This is a genomic window from Bizionia myxarmorum, from assembly GCF_008086205.1.
GTDB lineage: Bacteria > Bacteroidota > Bacteroidia > Flavobacteriales > Flavobacteriaceae > Algorimicrobium > Algorimicrobium myxarmorum.
This window is the reverse complement of sequence record NZ_VSKK01000001.1, coordinates 1,318,652-1,340,193: the sequence shown is the minus strand read 5'-3', so window position 1 is coordinate 1,340,193 and position 21,542 is coordinate 1,318,652. Positions and strand designations below refer to the sequence as shown.

Here is a 21,542-nt window from a genome sequence, read left to right as displayed (position 1 = left end):
TTGTTGCGGGAAGATTTGCGGAGTTTCGCCCTTTTTGAAAATAGATTAAATTTTATTAATGCTTTTTTTGGAGGCTTCCATAACCAAAAGTGCTTTTTCAGGTTGGTTTTGATTTTCGTAAAAACTAGCTAGCTTTTCATAACAGGTCACAGAACCGCCAATATTTACAGCCATTTTATAATATTTTTCTGCTAAATCAGGCTTTTTATCGTATTCATAAATAGTGCCTTTGGCCAAATAACCATCCACTTTTGAAATGCCTTCCAATTCATCGGCATATTTCAATGATTTCTTAATACTACCCCCAACAATTGCGGGTAATTTCATGTATAATTCCACTAAAGCCCATCGGGTATTAATATGTTTACTATCTAATTCCGCAGCCTTTAAAAAAGATTTTTCTATATCGTCAATCAACAACAAAGCACTAAACTTATTTACTTCCAAAGCCTTCATGCCCATAGCTCCGCCGTACTTATAATAGTAGTTGGCTTCATTTTGGTCCAATGCTACCAATTGTTTATATTGTGTAATAGCAGCGTCCCAATTAGCTTGATGGCCATAGGTATCGCCCAATAATTCTACAGCTCTTTTACTGGAATTATTTTGTGCAACAAAGGGTTTTAATAAGTTTTCAGCCTGTTTGTAATGCTTTTGTTGAAGCAATTTGTCAGCTTGGTCCAAAGTTGGTTGCGCTATTCCAATAAGCGGCAATAGTAAACAGAAAAGCACTTTTTTTATCATACCATTTTCAATTAGTCAAATATACCTTTTCCAATGCATATTTGGTATTAACGCTTTTACAGAAGCAAATATTATCTAATCTTAAACGCTTTGCTCCCTACCCCAAACCCTCAACTCACGAAACCAAACATCGTATTTACCCATTATCACTTTTTTGGAACAACTTTTGAATGTAACCTTTGAGAAATAAAAACGCCTTCAAACGGCTTCCAATAAAATATGGAAATCCATTTTGAAATGCGTAATTTTAACCAATGCTAAACCCCATAACATCAAGGAATAGCAATAAGATAATATACATGAAACAGCTGACAACACTTTTAATGATTATACTTTTCGCCAATTTTACCGAAGCGCAAAACACCGATTATACTATTTTATGGAAACAAGTTGAAAAACTAGAAAATGACGGATTGAGCAAGTCAGCTATGGAAATGGTATCCAAAATTTCAGCTAAAGCAAAACATGAAAACAACAAATCACAGATTATTAAATCTTTATTGTATAAAAGCAAGTATTCCCTGACGCTTGAAGAAGATGCGCAATTACAGATTATTTCCGACTTTAAAAATGAAATAGCTGGAAGCCAAGCGCCAACTAAAAATATTTTAGAAAATATGCTAGCCACCATGTATTGGCAGTATTTTCAACAGAACCGTTGGAAATTTTATGAGCGCACAAAAACGTCAGAAAAAGTAGATGAAACCGATTTCAGAACTTGGGATTTGGAAACGCTATTTGCAGAAATTCAATTTCATTATAATCAATCTTTAACCGATGAAATTATTCTTCAAAAAACATCTGTTTCTGATTTTAAAGACATCATTCAAGAGCAAAAAAATTCCAAGCAATTTAGACCAACCCTTTACGATTTACTAGCAAATAATGCCATAGATTTCTTTAAAACAGATGAAAATAGTATCAGTAAACCATCTTATAAATTTAAAATAGATTCACCTGAATTTTTAAGTCCTAACAAAACCTTCTCTCAATTAAAATTTACTTCAAAAGATAGTACATCATTACAATTACAAGCCTTGAAAATTTATCAGAAGTTGATTCAATTTCATTTAAAAGATTCAGATACTAAGGCTTTAGTAGATTTAGACATTGCCAGACTAAAATTCGTTTTTGAAAACGCTTCTTTCACCAATAAAGAGGAATTATTTTTGAAAACGCTACAAGCGGCAAGTTCTGCCAATACTTCCGAAGAATCCGCTTTATACGATTTCGAAATTGCTCAATTATGGCAAGATCAAGGTGCTAATTACGATCCAAAGGCAAATGATAATTTACAATGGAAAATTAAAGATGCTTATGAGTTATGTGCAAAAGTAATAGCGAAATTCCCTAATAGCATTGGCGCCGAAAAATGTCAAGTTTTACAACAGGAGATTCAGTTACAGAGTTTACAATTAAAAACTGAAATAAATCTTCCACTACAACAGGAGGCTAGAATGTTGGTAACCTATACTAATTTCAAAACCTTAAGTTTTAAAACGTTCAAAGTCAATGAAAAGGAATTCGAAGCCTTTAGCAATATGTATCGAGATGATGAGCAGTTAGCATTCATCAAAAAATTACAGGTTTCTAAAACTTGGGAAGCGAGCTTAAAAAATGAAGGCGATTATCAACAACACCAAATAGAAGTGCTTTTACCGGCCGTGGAAAATGGACGTTATATTGTAATGGCCAGCACGAATAATACAGAAGGTACTTTCGCCATTCAAGCATTGCAGGTTACAAATATTGCTTTGGTTGATAAATCTGAAAACGACAAGCAAACCTACCAGTTTATCAACAGATTAAACGGACAGCCCATTCCGAATCTTACTGTGAAAATTTCATATAAAAAGAATTATAATGGGGGTAATCTTTCTAAAACCTTCATTACCGATTCAAAAGGAATGGTTGAAATCATTAAAAATCAAGAGCGTTGGACACACATAAAAGTGGTAGCCAATTCAAAAACGGAAACGGCTCATTTTGGAGATTATCATATTAATTCAGAATTCAAACATACTAAAAATAAAACGGCTTATAAAGGCTTTCTGTTCACCGACAGAAGTATTTATAGACCGGGTCAAACGGCTTATTTTAAAGGAATTTTAATTAAAACAATAGATGCAAAATCTGAAATTTTAACAAATGAGGAAACGGATGCCGTTTTATACAATGTTAACGGTGAAGAATTAAAACGATTAAGCTTAAAAACAAATGAATACGGTTCTGTGTCAGGTGAATTTATTTTGCCAAATACGGGTTTAACTGGACAATATAATATTCGTTTAATAGGAAAATCGCATCATTTAGGAAGATCTGAAAGCTATTTTTCAGTGGAAGAATATAAACGTCCAAAATTTGAAACCAAATTTAACCCTATTTCAGAAACTTTTAAAATTAACGATTCTATAACCGTAAAAGGCAATGCATTGGCTTACGCTGGCAGTAATATTACGAATGCCAAAGTGGTTTATAAAGTTCATAGAAAAGTACAATATCCAGATTGGTATTACTGGTATCGCCCTTCCTTTAATAGTGAGCCGCAGGAAATTACTCATGGTGAAAGCAGCACTAATGATAAAGGCGAATTTGAAATTACTTTTAAAGCCCTACCAGACAACAGCGTCGACAAAAGCAGTTTACCGATTTTTAATTATGAAGTCACCGCAGATGTTACCGATATAAATGGTGAAACCAGAAGTAGCACTACCGTTGTAAATGTAGGTTATCATGCAATGACTGCTTCTATTTCTGTAGCTGATAAATTGGATAAAACAGATAAAAAACATAGCATAGAAATAGACACTAAAAACTTAAATGGTGAATTTGTACCCGCTACAGGAACCTTAAAAATATTTAAGCTTAAAGCGCCAGAATTTGTATTGCGTAATAATTCTTGGGAAACTCCAGATTATAAGATGCTTTCAGAAGAAGATTTTAAAGCGAAATTCCCGCATGATGCTTATGCAGAAGAAGCTAATTTAAACAATTGGAAAAAAAGCGAATTGGTTTTTGAAAGTAATTTTAATACGGAAAAGTCGAAAACCATCGCATTAGGAACTATTAAAAAGTGGGATTCTGGCCAGTATATCCTTGTTTTGGAAAGCACCGATAAATTTGGTCAGGCTGTTAAGGCAGAAGCTAAAACAAGTTTATATAGCCATCTAGATAAAACAGTTGCTGATAAGGCCTTATTCACTATTACAACTAATAAAAATCAGTATCACCCAACAGAAAATGTGGTTTTAACTATTGGTTCTGCTGCCCAGAATTTGGTGGTTACCATTGATATTGATAAAGACAGAAAAACTATTAATACCTATCTCTTAACACTTAACAATAATAAGAAATCACTTGAAATTCCTGTTACTGAAGCTGATTTTGGTGGTTTTGCCGTGCATTATAGTTTCGCATTCTCGAATAGTTATGTTTCTGGTTCAGAAATTATTTCGGTTCCCTATCCTAAAACAGATTTAGAAATTGAAACCACCACCTTTAGAGATAAACTACAACCGGGAGCGGACGAAACTTGGGCATTTAAAATTAAAGGACCAAAAGGCGATAAAGTGGCTGCTGAAATTTTAGCCAGCATGTATGATGCATCTCTAAATCAATTTCAACCACACAATTGGACATTTACTCCTTTAGAAAAACCAATGTATCAAGCGCAAGGCAGAAGACAAGCTGGGTATAGTTTTGGAATACTAAATTTTAGAACCCAAAATGGACCACGATTTATGGGTATTTTCCCGCATCAAGCTTATGACCAATTAAATTGGTTTGGCTTTTATTTGGGTGATAGCCATAATTTATACATTGATCGCGTGTATGATATGACCGCTACTGAAGGTAATGTTGTTGAAAGTTTACAAGGGAAAGTTTCAGGATTAGTAATAAATTCAGATAAAGCTGATTCTAATGCCGAAACAAAAATTGTATTGAGAGGAAATCGTTCTATGACTGGAGCTAATCAAGCCCTGATAGTAATTGATGGTGTCATATCCAGTGCTGAAACTTTGACCAGTTTAGCTCCGGAAAGTATTGAGTCCACAAATATTCTTAAAGGTGCCAATGGAACGGCGCTTTATGGATCTCAAGGTGCAAATGGTGTTATAATAGTTACTACAAAGAAAGATAATTTTACTCAAGTTAAAGTCCGCAAAAACCTCCAAGAAACGGCTTTTTTCTTTCCGCAATTACAAACGGATTCTGAAGGTCATGTCAGTTTTAGCTTTACCACGCCAGAAGCATTAACCAAATGGAAATTACAACTATTGGCGCATACAAAAACATTGGAAAGTCAAATAACGAGTCTGGAAACCGTAACTCAAAAAGATTTGATGGTTATACCAAATGCACCAAGGTTTTTACGTCATGGTGATGATATTACTATTAGTACAAAAATCGCCAATCTTTCTAACGAAAAATTAACAGGTCAAGCCCAACTTCAATTAATAGATGCCATAACAGGAAAACCAATTGATGCTATTTTAGGAAACACAAACAACACGAAAAGCTTTGAAGTAGACGCCAAAGGCAATACACAAGTTTCTTGGAATTTATCAATTCCCGATACTGTAAATGCTGTTCAATATAAAATAGTGGCCAAATCAGGAGACTTTAGTGATGGCGAACAAAATGCCATGCCGGTTTTATCAAACAGAATGTTGGTAACCGAAACCTTGCCTATGTGGATTAAAAGCAACGAAACCAAAACATTTACTTTAAATAAGTTGAAGTCGAATAGGTCTACAACCTTAAAAAACCACAATTTAACACTTGAAATAACCTCTAATCCCGCTTGGTATGCAGTTCAGGCACTTCCTTATTTAATGGAATATCCTTATGACTGTAATGAGCAGACTTTTAGTCGTTATTACGCAAACGCGTTGGCAAGTCATATAGCAAACAGCAATCCGCGTATTCAAGACGTTTTTAATCAATGGAAAAATTCAGATGCTTTACTGTCTAATTTAGAAAAAAATCAGGATTTAAAAAGTATTTTAATTCAAGAAACACCTTGGTTGCGCGATGCTCAAAGTGAAACGGAACAGAAAAAACGTATTGCACTTTTATTCGACTTGAATAAAATGACAAACGAATTGCAAAATGCATTAGGTAAATTAGAACAAAGCCAAATGGAATCGGGTGCTTGGCCTTGGTTTAAAGGCGGTCGTGAAAACCGTTTTATAACCCAGCATATTATAACGGGCTTCGGACATTTAGATAAATTAAATGCCATTAAAGAAAATGATCAAGTATCCGAAATGATTTACAATGCCGTTCACTATTTGGATGATGCCTTTGTAAAAGAATATAAAGATTTAAAGAAATATCAAAAAGATATCGATTTAAGCAAGGATCATTTAAGTTATACGCAACTGCATTATTTATATATGCGAAGCTTTTTTCCTGAATTACAACAAAGTCAGGAAGTCAAAGATATTTCGGCTTATTATATGACGCAAATTGAAAAATATTGGTTGTCACGTTCTTTATATGCCAAGGGTTTAATGGCGCTTATTTCGCATAGAAACAAAGCCGATAAAACCGCCGCTAAAATTTTAAATTCTTTAAAAGAAAACAGTATTACTAATGAAGAATTAGGCATGTATTGGAAAGATAACAAAGCATCTTGGCATTGGTACCAAGCACCCATTGAAACGCAAGCCTTGATGGTTGAAGTGTTTTCAGAAGTTGGTCCTAGCATTCAAAGTGAAGCTAAGAATCTAAATGATATTGATAACCTCAAAATGTGGTTGTTAAAAAATAAGCAAACCAACAAATGGGAATCTACGAAAGCTACAAGTGAAGCCGTTTATGCACTTTTATTGCAAGGCAGTGATTGGTTATCAGTAACAGATGCCGTTACTGTTTTAATTGGAAATAAGAAAATTGAGCCTTCAAAACTAGAAGCCGTAAAAGTGGAAGCAGGAACGGGTTATTATAAAACCTCTTGGAAGGGATCTGAAATAAATTCAGAAATGGCCAATGTTACACTAACTAAAACAGGCGATGGTATTGCTTGGGGAAGTTTATACTGGCAATATTTTGAAGATTTAGATAAGATTTCAACAGCAAAAACACCACTAGAATTGAAGAAAAAACTTTTCATAAAAACGAATACAGATTCCGGTGAAGTTATTTCAGAAATAACTCCTGAAACAGCCTTGAAAGTAGGCGATTTGGTTCGAGTACGTATTGAATTACGAAGTGATCGTGACATGGAATTCATTCACATGAAAGATATGCGTGCGGCTGGATTAGAACCTGTAAATGTGCTTTCCGAATACAAATGGCAAGCTGGTTTGGGCTATTATGAAAGCACGAAAGATGCCAGCACAAATTTCTTTTTCGACTTATTACCAAAAGGCGTTTATGTTTTCGAGTATGATTTACGGGTTAATAATGCGGGTAATATGAGTAATGGTATTACAACTATTCAAAGTATGTATGCTCCAGAATTTACTAGTCATAGTGAAGGCGTACGTATTTCAGTAGATTAAATTAATCTTATATATCATAAAACATGTAATGACTTATAAATGAAAACACTATTTTTATCGCTTTATAAATTAAGCTATTACTCATGAAACATACCCTTATTATAATAATAATCCTTTTTGCGGTAAACACAACTGTTCTCGCGCAAAGCAGTCCGTTAATTCAGCAGACTGAAAAAGCAACAGATAGCATGGTTTTTCTAACCTATCACATATCTAAAACTTCTAAAGCAGCTTCTAATTTAGAATACAAGAAAACTATTTTAGCCAAGGGTCGGATTAAAGGTTTTCATGCGGAAAAAGCGCTCAATAAAAAAGGAAATTTAGTGTGTGAATTATTAGATGCCGATTTAAATGTTATTGAAAATCTTTACATAGAAAATCCATTAGAAAAAATTATTGAGTTTGTAAACGACTCTGGTGATTTGGAAAAACGTTCAATTTCATTGGATAAAACCGATTTCACTTTCAGAATGCCTTACACTAGCGCAGCTAAATTTGTACGTATGCATATTATTGCTAATTCTGACACCATCAATTATATAATGCTCAAGCTTTAATTGTTATGAAAAAAATACTACTTCCCTTATCATTCTGCCTTTTTGCAGCATTAGCATTTTCTCAAACTTTTGAAGTTGAAACTATTAAATATGCTGGTGATAATGATAAACGTATTAACATTGTTATTTTAGGTGATGGTTACACCGAAAGCGAGATGACTACATTTCGTGACCATGCTTTAAATTTTTCAAATGATTTCTTTGGCCAGTCGCCGTTTTCACAGTATGCTGATTATTTTAATGTGCACATTATAAAAGTTATTTCTAATGAAAGTGGTGCCTCGCATCCGCAAAATACTGCAGATGCAGGTTGTGCAACACAACCCATAAAATCTGTAGATAATTTCTTTGGTAGCACTTATGATGGTTATGGATTTCACCGTTTATTATTTGCTCCAGAGTATGATTTAATATTGAGCGTTTTAGCAACTAATTTTCCAGAATATGATCAGGCTTTAATTTTAGTTAATGAAACCTATTATGGCGGAAGTGGCGGCCAGTTCCCCGTTTCGGCAACAGGCTCTAGTGCTGAAGAAATTGCCATTCATGAAATAGGACATTCTTTAGTAAATTTAAAAGATGAATATTATCCTGGTGACGCGTTAGCGGAAGAAGGCATTAATATGACTCAAATTACTGATCCAGCTTTAGTGAAATGGACCAATTGGATGGGAACCACTGGTGTAGGAATATACCGTTATTGTGCATCTGGAAGTTGTGCTTCTTGGTACAGACCTCATCAAAATTGTAAAATGCGTTATTTAGGAAGTCCTTTTTGTGCGGTTTGTAAAGAAGGCATAATTGAGAAGATTCACGATTTAATATCGCCAATTGATAGTTTTTCACCATCTAGTTTAACGGTTGAAAACCCAATTTTTCCTATTGATTTTAATCTAACACTTATAAACCCAACTACTAATTCGTTGGAGAATTCTTGGACCTTAAACGGTACTATTTTCGACACGAATGTTAGTATGGTTTCAGTACTTGAAACAGATTTAAACGACGGTTTAAACAGCCTTTCAGTGGTGGTTTCAGATAACAGTGATTTTCTGCGAATTGATGATCACCAAACAATTCATGTCAATGTGGTAACCTGGAATATAGACAACAGTACTTTAGGTATTACAGATATTCAAGCTGAAGAAAACGCATTTTCATTGAGCTTATATCCAAACCCAACAAGCAATCAACTTTTTGTAAAGTTTGATAGTTTTCACACGACATCTTTACGATTAGAATTAACCAGTATGGACGGCAAACAGGTTTTGTCTACCAATTTGGAGGCTGGAAAAACAAACACGATAAATTTAAATCAGCAAGCTGCTGGAATATATATCGCTAATTTCTACAGTGACTCCTTGTTATTAGCACGCAAAAAGATTGTGAAAAATAGATTTATTTTTTAGGCGGATATTTCTCTAGTAGTTTCAAAACAACTTTTTGAAATTGTGCAGAACGTGCTTCTGGCGAATTTGCAGGAGCCGATGGTTCACTGCTTACACCTTGCCAAAATAGCTGCTGATTATTAGCGTCTACAAAATCTAATATAATACGTCGGGAAACGGAATTCTGACCTATAGGAATACCAACTGAAACGCCTCCGCCACCTGACCCAACACCCATTCCAACTGAACTGGATTGTGGCGTTTGAAAGGTTCTACTTTTTACATCAATAATAAAATCTGGAGTTTCAGAAAGCACAAAGCCTTTGCTTTGAAGTGAAGTATCTAAAACCTCAAAAAAACGTTTAGAATCCAATTCACTCAAACCGGTTTCCATATTATCAAAATAATTATAGGTTTTGTATTGGGTGAAGTCTGTACCTTTTTCGTAATCGTAATTTACGGAAACGCCACAAGAAGTTAGTAGCAAGGCTAGAATTAGGGCTTGAAATATTTTCATTTTTTATTTTAAATATACGAAAATTATTCAGTTTTACTATCTACGGATTTGGTTAAAGCCGAGGAAATAATACCTGTTGGAATAGCCACAATCCCCAAACCAATCAGTAAAATGATAAAGGTAAACACTTTTCCTCCAACGGTTATTGGGTAAACATCGCCATAGCCAACGGTTGTTAACGTAATAATGGCCCACCAAAGACTATCAAAAATAGAACGGAAGTGTTCAGGCTGCGCTTGACCTTCAAAATAGTAAATGCCAACAGCCGAAAAGTATATTAAAATTAAAGTGATAAATAGGAATAGGATTATTTGTTCTTTGGCAGATTTTATAGCAAAAATGAAATCATTTAAAGCTTTGTTATAGCGCACCAATTTCAGCACGCGGAACAGTCTTAAAAGTCTCAACGCACGCAACGAACGTAAATCGATTCCAAAGGATAAATAGAAAGGTACAATAGCGAACAAATCAATAATACCAAAGAAACTGAAAACGAATTTGCGTTTGCTATCCGCTACATAAATACGGAAAATGTATTCAAACGTAAATATAATAACACTAAAGGTTTCAATAACGCGTAAAATTTTACGCGTGGTTGGTTCCAAATCGGGCTCGGTTTCTAACGTAAAGGTAACAATAGATATTAAAATTAATAGTTGAATGGCAAAAGCAAAAATTTTACTTTCTAAATTATCATTAATTTCAATTATGTTTTTAATACGTTTTTTCATACCCCATTACACGTTCAAAGATTTCCAGAGTTTATCTTTTAATTCTTGAAGTCCTTGTTGTGCAACAGATGAAATAAAAAGGTAATCTACGGGCAAATCCCCGTCTAATTCGGTTTTTAATTCGGCTTTAAGCTCATCATCCAACATATCACATTTTGTAATAGCAATAATACGTTCCTTATCTAAAATTTCTGGATTGTAACGTTTCAATTCGTCTAATAGAATATCATATTGCTTTCTAATATCATCCGCATCTGCTGGAATTAAAAATAGCAAAAGTGAATTTCGTTCAATATGTCGTAAGAAATAATGTCCAAGACCACGACCTTCGGCAGCACCTTCAATAATTCCTGGAATATCTGCAATAACAAAAGACTGATGATCACGATACTCTACAATACCTAAATTGGGTTTCAATGTCGTGAATTCATAATCTGCAATTTTAGGTTTCGCAGAGGTTAAAACCGACAATAATGTTGATTTTCCAGCATTTGGAAAACCGACCAAGCCTACATCTGCTAACAATTTTAATTCTAAAACGACTTCAATTTCTTCACCAGCAATTCCTGGCTGTGCATAACGCGGTGTTTGGTTTGTAGACGTTTTAAAATGCCAGTTTCCACGACCACCTAAACCACCTTTGGCTATAATGCGTTCTTCACCTTGCTCGGTAATTTCGAATAAAATATCATTCGTTTCTTTATCACGAACAACGGTTCCTAAAGGCACATCCATATACACATCACCACCATCAGCACCGGTACTTCTACTTCTACTGCCATGCTCGCCATGATCTGCTTTAAAATGTCTTTTAAATTTATAAGTATATAATGTCCAAAGATTCTTATTGCCACGCATAATTACATGACCACCACGACCACCGTCACCACCATCTGGGCCACCTTTTTCTAAATATTTTTCACGATGTAAATGTGCAGAACCTTTTCCGCCATTTCCAGAGGACACATATAATTTTACGTAATCCACGAAATTTCCTTCAGTCATAATTATCTCTTATTTTTTTTAACTTAAATTTGAAATTTTCTCCAAGCTATTTTATGCGTTGAAGGTCAATCCGCTAATAAGTTGCAACTAGTTCCCTAAACGGGATTCTTTATATAATTTCTAATTCTAGAACTTATTAAACATTTAGACGTTAAATAAGTAAGAAAAAAGATTTTACAGCTTGTCAATTACCTGACTTAATCTTTTGGTAATGTCCTCAATACTGCCAACACCATCTACTCCAAAATATTTATCTTGGGCAGAATAATAGTTTTTTAATATGGCTGTTTTATTGTAGTATTCCTTAATTCGGTTTCTTATAATAGACTCGTCCGCATCGTCTGCTCTACCACTTGTTTTTCCGCGTTCTAATAAGCGTTTTATTAACACCTCATCATCTACTTCCAAAGCAATCATAGCATCAATTTGCGAATCTTTTTGCTCCAATAATTTATTTAAAGCATCAGCTTGCGCATTGGTGCGTGGAAAACCATCAAAAATAAAACCTTTAGCATCGGCATTTTTATCTACTTCGGCATTCAACATATCTATAGTGACATTATCTGGTACCAATTCACCTTTATCCATAAAGGATTTGGCCAACATACCAAGCGCCGTTTCATTTTTTATATTAAAGCGAAACACATCACCTGTAGAAATATGCACTAAACTATATTTCTGTTTTAAAAACTCGGCTTGTGTTCCTTTCCCTGCTCCTGGAGGTCCAAATAGGACTAAATTGGTCATGTGTTGTGTGGTTTTAAGTTGGTATATTTCAGGTAAATCACGCCCTAATCCATTGTAGTCTAAACCGTAGCCCACAATAAATTTATTTGGAATTTCAATACCTACGTAATGTAATTTATAATCTTTTTTATAAGCTTCTGGCTTGTAAAACAACGTGGCAATAAGCAGTTGTTTTACTTGCTCATTTTCAAAAATCCGGTGGACTTCCGTAAGCGTGTTTCCAGAATCAATAATGTCTTCTAAAATTACAACTGTTCTACCTGTTAAATCCTGTGTTAATCCAATAAGACGTTGAATATCTTCTGTAGATTTTACACCTTCATAGGAAGCTAGTTTTATAAACGTGACTTCACATGGTTTCGGGTATTTTTTAACAAAATCACTCACAAACATGAACGATCCATTTAATATTCCAATAAACACAGGTATTTCATCGCCTAGTTCATCTGCAATTTCATGAACCATGCGTTCTACAGCAACCGCTATTTCTTCTTGAGAAATAAACGGCTTAAAATATAAATCGTGAAGCTTTATCACTTGTTATTAATTTTAGAAAGGCAAAGATAATCATTTGATTAACGTTTTACGAATTCTGATATATATTGTTGGGAAATAAGTTTTTTCGCAGACCTAACCTTTGTATTTTTGTTGTGAACTAATTATAAGGTCGTAATCCGGCTTTAACTTAAAATCTAATGAATTACTTTTCTTCAAAATTTAAATTAGGCATTTTAGGCGGTGGCCAATTAGGAAAAATGCTTTTGAATGACACGCGAAAATTTGACATTTACACCAGTGTTTTAGATGCTAGCAACGAAGCACCTTGCAAAATTGCCTGTAACGAATTTCACATAGGAGATTTAATGGATTATGATGCCGTTTACAACTTTGGAAAGCAGGTAGATGTTTTAACTTTTGAAATTGAAAACATCAATATCAACGCTTTGGAAGATTTAGAAAAAGAAGGTGTTAAAGTATATCCGTCCTCCAAAACTTTACGCACCATTCAAAACAAAGTCACTCAAAAATTATTTTATATAGACAATGGCATTCCCACGGCCGATTTCACACGTTTTGCGTACACCAACGAAATTGAAGATGCTATAGATAATGGCGGTTTAAAATTACCGTTTGTTTGGAAAAGTGCACAATTTGGTTACGATGGAAATGGCGTTAAAGTGGTTCGGAAAATGGAAGATTTAAGTGGCCTTCCCAATGTAGAATGTCTGACAGAATCCCTAATTCCGTTTAAAAATGAATTAGCTGTTATTGTTGTTAGAAACGCTAATGGTGACATGGCAACCTATCCCGTTGTGGAAATGGAGTTTCATCCAGAAGCCAATCAAGTGGAATATGTTATTTGTCCAGCACGAATTGATATGGAAGTCGCTCTAAAAGCTACAGAAATTGCATTGCGGGTTTCCAAGGCTTATAATCATGTTGGTTTATTGGCGGTTGAAATGTTCCAAACTCAAAACGATGAGATAATAGTTAATGAAGTGGCTCCAAGACCGCATAATTCAGGGCATCAAACTATTGAAGCCAGTTATACATCTCAATTTGAACAACATTTACGAGCTATCTTAAATTTACCATTAGGAAGTACAGAAAGTAAAGCTGCTGGTGTTATGGTAAATTTAGTGGGAGCTGAAGGCCATACTGGTGACGTTATTTATAAAAATATTGAAGAAATAATGGCTATGCCTGGTGTAACGCCTCATATTTATGGCAAGAAAGAAACCCGTCCGTTTCGAAAAATGGGTCATGTCACTATTGTAAGTCCATCTGTGGACGAAGCAAGACGCATTGCTGAAGAAGTGAAGAAAACAATTAAAGTAATTAGCGAATAAATAAGAATAAACAAATTCTAACAATTTGGAATTTGGAATGTAAAATTTGGAATGTATTATGAAAGTAGGAATAATCATGGGAAGCAAAAGCGATTTGCCAATAATGCAAGACGCGATTGACATTTTAACCGATTTCGGAATAGACATTGAAGTGGATATTGTATCGGCGCACCGAACTCCAGAAAAACTTTTCGATTACGGAACAAACGCCCACAAACGCGGCATAAACGTTATCATTGCTGGCGCTGGAGGTGCCGCTCATTTACCAGGAATGGTGGCCTCACTATCCCCATTACCAATTATTGGCGTTCCAGTAAAAAGTAGTAATTCTATTGATGGCTGGGATTCTGTTTTGTCTATTTTACAAATGCCAGGTGGCGTTCCTGTTGCTACAGTTGCTTTAAATGGCGCTAAAAATGCGGGTATTCTAGCAGCCCAAATTCTAGGTTGCTCCAATCAAAAAATCATGGATAAAATTATCGCGTACAAAGAAGATTTGAAAACGAAGGTTATAGAGTCTGCCAAATCTTTAAATCAAAATTAATACAAAAAATAAACCCCGACTGTGAGGCCGAGGTTTAACGCTATTAATCAATAATTTAAAATGAGCATGAAACTCTCATGAAAAATCTACTGCAAAAGTAATACTTATTAGCAACACCTTTTTAAATTAAAATCTTAAATTTTAGTTAATAATAAGCCTTTAATTGTTGTTGTACGAAAGGATATACAACTTTACAGTCTCAATACAAATTGAATCAAATTCAAGGTGAAATTTCACCACGTATTTACGTTTTAAAACACATGTTATGAATATACTGAACACCAAATTCCAAACACCTTTTCAAACCGCACCTTTTTCTAAAATTACCGATAGTGATTATCTACCTGCTTTTGAAATAGCAATAGATAAAGCCCGTTCAGAAATTGATGCCATAACAGCAAACACCGAAGCACCAACTTTTGAAAACACAATTGAAGCTTTAGATTTTTCAGGTGAAGAATTAGATCGGTTATCCAGTATATTTTTTAATATGAATTCCGCTGAAACAAATGACGCGATTCAAAAAATAGCACAAGATGTTTCACCATTATTATCGGATTTCAGTAATGATATTACTTTAAATCAAGCCTTGTTTGAACGCGTTAAAACTGTATATAATCAAAAGGATACACTTCAATTAAACACAGAGCAACAAACGCTACTGGATAAAAAATATAAAGGTTTTTCTAGAAATGGCGCCAATCTTCCAGAGGATAAAAAACAAGAACTCCGTGATATTGACAAAGCTCTAAGTAAATTTAAATTAACCTTTGGAGAAAATGTTCTAGCAGAAACTAATAATTTCGAATTACACATCACCGACGAAGCCGATTTGGCAGGTTTACCAGAAGGTGAAAAAGAAGCGGCCAAAGATTTGGCTGAAAGCAAAGATAAAACAGGCTGGTTAATTACTTTGGATTACCCAAGCTATATTCCTTTTATGACCTATGCTGATAATCGGGAACTTCGCAAAAAACTAGCTATTGCTTCAGGTGCTAAAGCATTTCAAAATAATAAATTTGATAATCAAGAAAATGTTTTACAGATTGCCAAACTTCGATTTAAACGCGCCAATTTATTAGGTTATAAAACCCATGCACATTTCGTTTTAGAAGAGCGCATGGCTAAAAACCCAGAAACGGTTGAAACCTTTTTAAATGAATTATTAGAAAAAGCGAAGCCTGCTGCCGAAAATGAGTTTAAAGAACTGGAAGCTTTTGCTAAAGATTTGGACGGTATTGACCAGCTTCAAAAATGGGATGCTTCTTATTATGCTGAAAAATTAAAGCAGAAACGTTTCGATTTAGATGACGAAAAACTAAAACCCTATTTCAAATTAGAAAACGTTATCAAAGGCGCTTTCACCATTGCTCAAAGATTATATGGTTTACATTTTGAAGAAATAACAACTATTGATAAATACCACGAAGACGTACTTACTTATAAGGTAACCAACACCGAAGGCGATTTAATTTCTATTTTTTACGCCGATTTCTTTCCTAGAGCAGGCAAACGAAATGGTGCTTGGATGACGGTTTACAAACCTCAATACGTTAAAAACGGAGAGAATAGTCGACCGCACATTTCCATAGTATGCAACTTTACCAAGCCAACAAAAACAAAACCATCATTATTAACTTTCAATGAAGTAACCACTCTATTCCATGAGTTTGGTCACGCGCTTCACGGCATGTTAGCTAACACCACCTATCCAAGTTTATCTGGAACGAGCGTATTTTGGGATTTTGTGGAATTACCAAGCCAAGTGTTAGAAAACTGGTGTTATGAAAAAGAAGCCTTGGAAATTTTTGCCACGCATTATGAAACTGGTGACGTCATTCCAATGGATTTAATTAAAAAAATTAAAGCATCAGCAACTTTCCATGAAGGCATGCAGACCATGCGACAAATAAGTTTCGGATTATTAGATATGAACTGGCATGGCCAAGACCCAACAGCCATTACTAATGTTAAGGCTCAAGAATTACAAGCTTTTGACAACACCAAATTATATCCTGATGTTGCGGAAAATTGCATGAGCACGTCATTCTCTCATATATTTCAAGGGGGTTACAGCTCTGGGTATTATAGTTATAAATGGGCTGAAGTTTTAGATGCAGATGCTTTTGAATATTTTCAAGAAGAAGGCATTTTCAATGAAGAAGTAGCTAAAAAATTTAAAGATCATGTTTTATCTCAAGGTGGAACAGAAGACCCCATGATTTTATACAAACGTTTCCGTGGAAAAGAGCCACAACCAGATGCCTTATTAAAACGTGCGGGACTGATTGAAAAATAGTCTATTTTTGAATTAAATTGTTGAAACACCCATATGCCTAAACACCTTATAAATCCAGATCATTGGATTGATCGTTATTCGGATTACTTGTTTAATTTCACGATTTCGCGTGTTAGCGATCGTGAGATATCCAAGGATTTGGTGCAGGATACTTTTTTTGCAGGGTTAAAATCCATGAAAAATTTTAAAGGAGAAGCTAGTGAACGGACCTGGTTAATTTCCATATTGAAGCGAAAAATCATTGATCATTACCGGAAGATAAATTCAAAAAAAGGTCAGGCTGAAGTTCGGATGACCTATAATACCAATGAAGATGAAGGCGATTGGTTGGAAGAACGCGTTGCCGATCCTTTTGATAAAACAGCTCAAGACACGCTTGAAAACGAAGAGTTAGGCGATGCCATTTATAGTTGTTTAGAAAAACTTCCTGAAAAGCAAGCCATCGTTTTTAAGATGAAAACTATTGAGGGACTTGAAACCGAAGCTATTTGTAATGAATTAAATATTACGCCGTCTAACCTATGGGTAATTGTTCATAGAGCCCGTACAGCTATGGCAGAATGTATGGAAAAAACCTGGTTTAATTAATGGCATGAAAAAACGATTTTTATTTATTTCTTTTAAAGAGGCACAGCATATTTGCGACAAAGCGCAATATGATGAAGCAACAGGTTGGGAAAAAACCAAACTAATGATGCGTTACGCCTGGTGCCGAATAACACGCGCTTACGTCCAAAGAAACTCCAAATTGTCTGACTCGGTGAAAACATCAAAATTGAATTGTTTAAACGCCACAGAACGCCATCATATTAAAGCGCAGTTTGATAAAGAGTTAACCAAACAAGAGCGTTAAAACCAGCCATATTATTGGGATGCTTTCTACCCAAAATCCGCTAAAATACCGCCCCTGATTCTTTCTTGAGAATATAATACTGAAAATTAAAAGCAGTGTAATTCCCAATTGAATTAGCAATTTACTTAAAGGCTTTTCAGGCATAAAAAACTCCAATCCAAAAAATAGCAGACTTAAAACGAGCCCCATTATTTTCGTGTTTTTAATACCTATGCGTTGCGGTATGGTAGCTAATTTTATACTATCAAATTGCATATCCCGAATTTCAAAAGGAAGCATAAGTGCTAAAACCAAAAAAAAACGTTGTGCAAAAGCCCAAATAACGGTTGTATCTAAAAGCTGATTGTTGTTAATAAGCGGAATCAATACGGTTACACCAGCCCAAACTAATGCAATAACATACACTTTCAACCCGCTTACATTTCGCAAATTTTGTTGTGTATCTAAATAGAACTTTTTAGGGATAAAAGGAATGGCATATAGAAAAGTTATCGTTGCAAAAACACCTAAATACAAAATAGTTTTAAGCTGCAATTTAGAAGCAAAATAACCCATTATTAAAAAACAGATAAAAGACATTAGTTGGATGAATTTTAACCAACTAGAAAGACTTCTATGGTGAAATTTGGCGAGACCGAAGAACTTCACAAAATTATAACCTGTAATAGACGCAAAAAATATAAAGAAAAGCACGGCGGCATCAAAGGGAATTTCATATTCAATTAAGGTTAACCAACTTAAAGAAAACACGGCTAAAGCCACGTGTAAACTGCTGTTTAAATAAAAATCGAATACTTGTTTTGCTAATCGCATATAACAAAAATACATAAAGTGTTAATAACAAAATCAATTGGTTAAAAACTTTCATTTTCATTAACACATTAGCGTGAATAATTCCGTAAATTTGCAGCCTAAATTCAACACAACTTTTAATGAATACAACTGCATTTGCACAACGTCACATTGGTCCTAGAGAAGAAGATCAAAATAGCATGTTACAAACCATTGGTGTAGACTCCTTAGATCAACTTATTTATGAGACTGTTCCTGATGACATCCGCTTGAAAAACGAGTTAAATTTGGATGAAGCCATGAGTGAGCAAGAATACTTGACCCATATTCATGAATTATCTAAATTAAATAAAACCTATAAAACTTATATTGGTTTAGGGTATCATCCAACCATTTTACCAGCGGTTATTCAGCGTAATGTTTTAGAAAACCCGGGTTGGTATACTGCTTACACTCCTTACCAAGCAGAATTAGCACAAGGTAGATTAGAAGCACTTTTGAATTTCCAAACCATGATTACCGATTTAACCGGAATGGAATTGGCTAACGCTTCTCTTTTAGATGAAAGTACCGCTGCTGCTGAAGCTATGAGCTTATTATTTGCTGTAAGGCCAAGAGAACAGAAAAAAGACAATGCAAATCAGTTTTTTGTTTCTGAAAACATTTTACCTCAAACCTTATCATTGCTTGAAACACGTGCTAATCCTATTGGGATTGAGTTAGTAGTTGGCAATGAAGAGACATTCGATTTTTCTTCGAAATTTTTCGGAGCCTTACTGCAGTATCCAGGTAAAGATGGACAAATAACGGATATTAAAACATTTATTGCTAAAGCCAACGATAATGATATTAAAGTAGCTGTTGCTGCTGATATTTTAAGTTTAGTAAAATTGGAAGCACCTGGAAAATTTGGTGCAGATGTGGTTGTTGGAACAACGCAACGTTTTGGCGTACCTATGGGTTACGGCGGACCTCATGCGGCTTACTTTGCTACGAAAGAAACCTACAAACGTGATATTCCAGGACGTATTATTGGTGTAACCAAAGATATGAATGGTAACCGTGCTTTACGTATGGCTTTACAAACACGAGAACAACATATTAAGCGTGATAAAGCAACTTCTAACATATGTACAGCTCAAGTGCTTTTAGCGGTTATGGCTGGTATGTACGCGGTTTATCATGGTCCAAAAGGATTAGAATTTATTGCGAATCGTGTGCATAGCACAGCCGTTTCGGTGGCCAACGCATTAGAGAAATTAGGATTTGACCAAACTAACACAGCTTATTTTGATACTATTAAAATAAAAGCAAATTCGGAACATATTAAAGCAGCTGCTGAAAAAGCAGGTGTGAATTTCTTTTATCCAGATGCTGAAACAGTTACTATTTCTATAAACGAAACCACAACGCTAAAAGATGCTAATCAAATAGTATCTATTTTCGCTGGTGTTTCAAATAAAGAAACCGTTGTAATTGAAAGTCTTTCAGAAACTAATATGGTTATGGAATCTTTACAAAGAACTTCTGAATTCTTAACATTTGATGTATTTAATTCTCATCATTCTGAAACGGAATTAATGCGTTATATCAAGAAACTAGAACGTAAAGATTTATCCTTAAATCATTCTATGATTGCTTTAGGGTCTTGTACGATGAAATTAAATGCAGCGGCAGAAATGTTACCATTAAGCTCGCCAAACTGGGGAACTATTCATCCGTTTGTTCCTGCAGATCAAGCCCAAGGTTATTTAACCATTCTAAAAGAATTAGAAGATCAATTAACAGAAATAACTGGGTTTGCAGCAACATCTTTACAACCAAATTCTGGTGCACAAGGTGAATTTGCTGGACTAATGGTTATTAAGGCTTACCACGAATCGCGTGGTGATCACCATAGAAATATTTGTTTAATTCCATCTTCAGCCCACGGTACCAATCCAGCAAGTGCTGTTATGGCCGGAATGAAAGTGGTAGTAACCAAATCTACTGAAAAAGGAAATATTGATGTGGAAGATTTACGTGAAAAAGCGGAATTACACAAAGATAATTTATCCTGTATTATGGTAACCTACCCATCTACACATGGTGTTTATGAGTCGGCTATTAAAGAAATTACGCAAATTATTCATGACAATGGCGGCCAAGTTTATATGGATGGCGCCAATATGAACGCACAAGTAGGAATTACAAACCCTGGAAATATTGGGGCTGATGTGTGCCACTTAAACCTTCATAAAACCTTCGCTATTCCTCATGGAGGTGGTGGACCCGGCGTTGGGCCAATTTGTGTAGCCAAACAATTAGCACCATTTTTACCTAGTAACCCCATTATTAAAACAGGCGGAAGTCAAGCTATTTCAGCTATTTCGGGCGCACCTTTCGGATCGTCATTAGTTTGTTTAATTTCATACGGATATATTAAACTGTTAGGCGCTAAAGGTTTAACCCAAGCTACCAAAATTGCTATTTTAAATGCCAATTATATTAAGAATCGCTTACAAGGCCAATTTGACACTTTGTATTCTGGTGAACGCGGAAGAGCGGCTCACGAAATGATTGTTGACTGTCGTGCTTTTAAAGAAAATGGTATTGAAGTAACTGATATTGCGAAACGTTTAATGGATTATGGATTCCACGCACCAACGGTTTCTTTCCCGGTTGCGGGAACTTTAATGATTGAACCTACAGAAAGCGAAAGTAAAGCTGAAATGGATCGTTTTTGTGATGCTATGATTTCTATTCGAAAAGAAATTGAAGCCACATCAAAAGAGGATACTAATAACGTTCTGAAAAATGCACCGCATACTTTGGATATGATAACCGCAGATGAATGGTTAATGCCATACACCAGAGAGCAGGCTGCTTTTCCTTTAGATTTTGTACGCGACAATAAGTTTTGGCCAACTGTAAGGCGTGTAGATGATGCTTATGGCGACAGAAATCTGTTTTGCACCTGTGCGCCTATTGAAGAATATATGGAAGCATAAACCTAATTAATATAGT

15 protein-coding genes are annotated in these 21,542 nt (G+C 35.0%); 9 read left to right on the top strand and 6 right to left on the bottom strand.

Translation table 11 applies throughout. The features are described 5' to 3' along the window. Positions 1-45: 45 nt before the first annotated feature. The gene (locus tag ES674_RS06010; RefSeq protein WP_148403062.1) at positions 46-744 is read right to left on the bottom strand and encodes a tetratricopeptide repeat protein; all 699 of its coding nucleotides are present in this window, start codon (positions 742-744) and stop codon (positions 46-48) included. 299 nt (positions 745-1,043) lie between these two features. Between ES674_RS06010 and ES674_RS06005 the strand changes: the two genes are divergently transcribed. The 3 genes from ES674_RS06005 to ES674_RS05995 all read left to right on the top strand — a co-directional run bounded on the left by ES674_RS06005 (position 1,044) and on the right by ES674_RS05995 (position 9,219). After that, positions 1,044-7,253 (top strand): alpha-2-macroglobulin family protein, encoded by a 6,210-nt coding sequence (locus tag ES674_RS06005; protein ID WP_148403061.1) that lies wholly within the window; start codon positions 1,044-1,046, stop codon positions 7,251-7,253. Positions 7,254-7,336: 83 nt separating this feature from the next. Continuing rightward, positions 7,337-7,810 carry a hypothetical protein gene (locus ES674_RS06000; RefSeq protein ID WP_148403060.1) on the top strand — a complete coding sequence of 158 codons (474 nt, stop codon included), beginning with the start codon at positions 7,337-7,339 and terminating at the stop codon, positions 7,808-7,810. Between the two features lie 5 nt (positions 7,811-7,815). After that, entirely contained in the window at positions 7,816-9,219 is a 1,404-nt protein-coding gene (locus ES674_RS05995; RefSeq protein WP_148403059.1) for a M64 family metallopeptidase, read from the top strand. Here ES674_RS05995 and ES674_RS05990 read toward each other — a convergent pair. The 4 genes from ES674_RS05990 to ES674_RS05975 all read right to left on the bottom strand — a co-directional run bounded on the left by ES674_RS05990 (position 9,209) and on the right by ES674_RS05975 (position 12,735). Further along, entirely contained in the window at positions 9,209-9,715 is a 507-nt protein-coding gene (locus ES674_RS05990; protein ID WP_148403058.1) for a DUF4136 domain-containing protein, read from the bottom strand. The two genes, ES674_RS05995 and ES674_RS05990, sit on opposite strands and share 11 nt — an antisense overlap. A 23-nt stretch (positions 9,716-9,738) precedes the next feature. Continuing rightward, positions 9,739-10,446, bottom strand: coding sequence for an ion transporter (locus ES674_RS05985; RefSeq protein ID WP_148403057.1), 708 nt, complete (start codon positions 10,444-10,446; stop codon positions 9,739-9,741). Between the two features lie 6 nt (positions 10,447-10,452). Then, positions 10,453-11,451 carry a GTPase ObgE gene (obgE, locus tag ES674_RS05980; RefSeq protein WP_148403056.1) on the bottom strand — a complete coding sequence of 333 codons (999 nt, stop codon included), beginning with the start codon at positions 11,449-11,451 and terminating at the stop codon, positions 10,453-10,455. Positions 11,452-11,625: 174 nt separating this feature from the next. Beyond that, the gene (locus ES674_RS05975; RefSeq protein ID WP_148403055.1) at positions 11,626-12,735 is read right to left on the bottom strand and encodes an adenylate kinase; all 1,110 of its coding nucleotides are present in this window, start codon (positions 12,733-12,735) and stop codon (positions 11,626-11,628) included. A 158-nt stretch (positions 12,736-12,893) separates the two neighbouring features. Between ES674_RS05975 and ES674_RS05970 the strand changes: the two genes are divergently transcribed. The 5 genes from ES674_RS05970 to ES674_RS05950 all read left to right on the top strand — a co-directional run bounded on the left by ES674_RS05970 (position 12,894) and on the right by ES674_RS05950 (position 17,744). Further along, on the top strand, positions 12,894-14,048 hold the full coding sequence (locus ES674_RS05970) for a 5-(carboxyamino)imidazole ribonucleotide synthase (RefSeq protein WP_148403054.1): 1,155 nt from the start codon (positions 12,894-12,896) through the stop codon (positions 14,046-14,048). 55 nt (positions 14,049-14,103) lie between these two features. Further along, positions 14,104-14,592, top strand: coding sequence for a 5-(carboxyamino)imidazole ribonucleotide mutase (gene purE, locus ES674_RS05965; RefSeq protein ID WP_148403651.1), 489 nt, complete (start codon positions 14,104-14,106; stop codon positions 14,590-14,592). A 265-nt stretch (positions 14,593-14,857) separates the two neighbouring features. After that, positions 14,858-16,891 (top strand): M3 family metallopeptidase, encoded by a 2,034-nt coding sequence (locus ES674_RS05960; RefSeq protein WP_148403053.1) that lies wholly within the window; start codon positions 14,858-14,860, stop codon positions 16,889-16,891. 33 nt (positions 16,892-16,924) lie between these two features. Then, entirely contained in the window at positions 16,925-17,479 is a 555-nt protein-coding gene (locus ES674_RS05955; protein WP_148403052.1) for a sigma-70 family RNA polymerase sigma factor, read from the top strand. A gap of 4 nt (positions 17,480-17,483) precedes the next feature. After that, positions 17,484-17,744: a hypothetical protein gene (locus ES674_RS05950; protein WP_148403051.1), complete on the top strand. Its 261-nt coding sequence runs from the start codon at positions 17,484-17,486 to the stop codon at positions 17,742-17,744. Here ES674_RS05950 and ES674_RS05945 read toward each other — a convergent pair. Beyond that, positions 17,724-18,557, bottom strand: a complete 834-nt coding sequence (locus ES674_RS05945) for a UbiA prenyltransferase family protein (protein ID WP_246125980.1) — start codon at positions 18,555-18,557, stop codon at positions 17,724-17,726. The genes ES674_RS05950 and ES674_RS05945 overlap by 21 nt on opposite strands. Positions 18,558-18,676: 119 nt before the next feature. On the opposite strand from ES674_RS05945, the gene gcvP reads away from it, so the two are divergent. Next, the gene (gene gcvP, locus ES674_RS05940) at positions 18,677-21,526 is read left to right on the top strand and encodes an aminomethyl-transferring glycine dehydrogenase (protein WP_148403049.1); all 2,850 of its coding nucleotides are present in this window, start codon (positions 18,677-18,679) and stop codon (positions 21,524-21,526) included. Positions 21,527-21,542 lie beyond the last annotated feature (16 nt).

What these genes read in the sequence shown, in the direction of transcription:
- ES674_RS05960 (WP_148403053.1), top strand. Translation starts at nt 14,858, where the DNA reads ATGAATATACTGAACACCAAATTCCAAACACCTTTTCAAACCGCACCT.
- ES674_RS05990 (WP_148403058.1), bottom strand. Translation starts at nt 9,715, where the DNA reads ATGAAAATATTTCAAGCCCTAATTCTAGCCTTGCTACTAACTTCTTGT.
- ES674_RS05945 (WP_246125980.1), bottom strand. Translation starts at nt 18,557, where the DNA reads ATGCGATTAGCAAAACAAGTATTCGATTTTTATTTAAACAGCAGTTTA.
- ES674_RS05985 (WP_148403057.1), bottom strand. Translation starts at nt 10,446, where the DNA reads ATGAAAAAACGTATTAAAAACATAATTGAAATTAATGATAATTTAGAA.
- ES674_RS05950 (WP_148403051.1), top strand. Translation starts at nt 17,484, where the DNA reads ATGAAAAAACGATTTTTATTTATTTCTTTTAAAGAGGCACAGCATATT.
- ES674_RS05970 (WP_148403054.1), top strand. Translation starts at nt 12,894, where the DNA reads ATGAATTACTTTTCTTCAAAATTTAAATTAGGCATTTTAGGCGGTGGC.
- gcvP (WP_148403049.1), top strand. Translation starts at nt 18,677, where the DNA reads ATGAATACAACTGCATTTGCACAACGTCACATTGGTCCTAGAGAAGAA.
- obgE (WP_148403056.1), bottom strand. Translation starts at nt 11,451, where the DNA reads ATGACTGAAGGAAATTTCGTGGATTACGTAAAATTATATGTGTCCTCT.
- ES674_RS05995 (WP_148403059.1), top strand. Translation starts at nt 7,816, where the DNA reads ATGAAAAAAATACTACTTCCCTTATCATTCTGCCTTTTTGCAGCATTA.
- ES674_RS06000 (WP_148403060.1), top strand. Translation starts at nt 7,337, where the DNA reads ATGAAACATACCCTTATTATAATAATAATCCTTTTTGCGGTAAACACA.
- ES674_RS06010 (WP_148403062.1), bottom strand. Translation starts at nt 744, where the DNA reads ATGATAAAAAAAGTGCTTTTCTGTTTACTATTGCCGCTTATTGGAATA.
- ES674_RS06005 (WP_148403061.1), top strand. Translation starts at nt 1,044, where the DNA reads ATGAAACAGCTGACAACACTTTTAATGATTATACTTTTCGCCAATTTT.
- ES674_RS05955 (WP_148403052.1), top strand. Translation starts at nt 16,925, where the DNA reads ATGCCTAAACACCTTATAAATCCAGATCATTGGATTGATCGTTATTCG.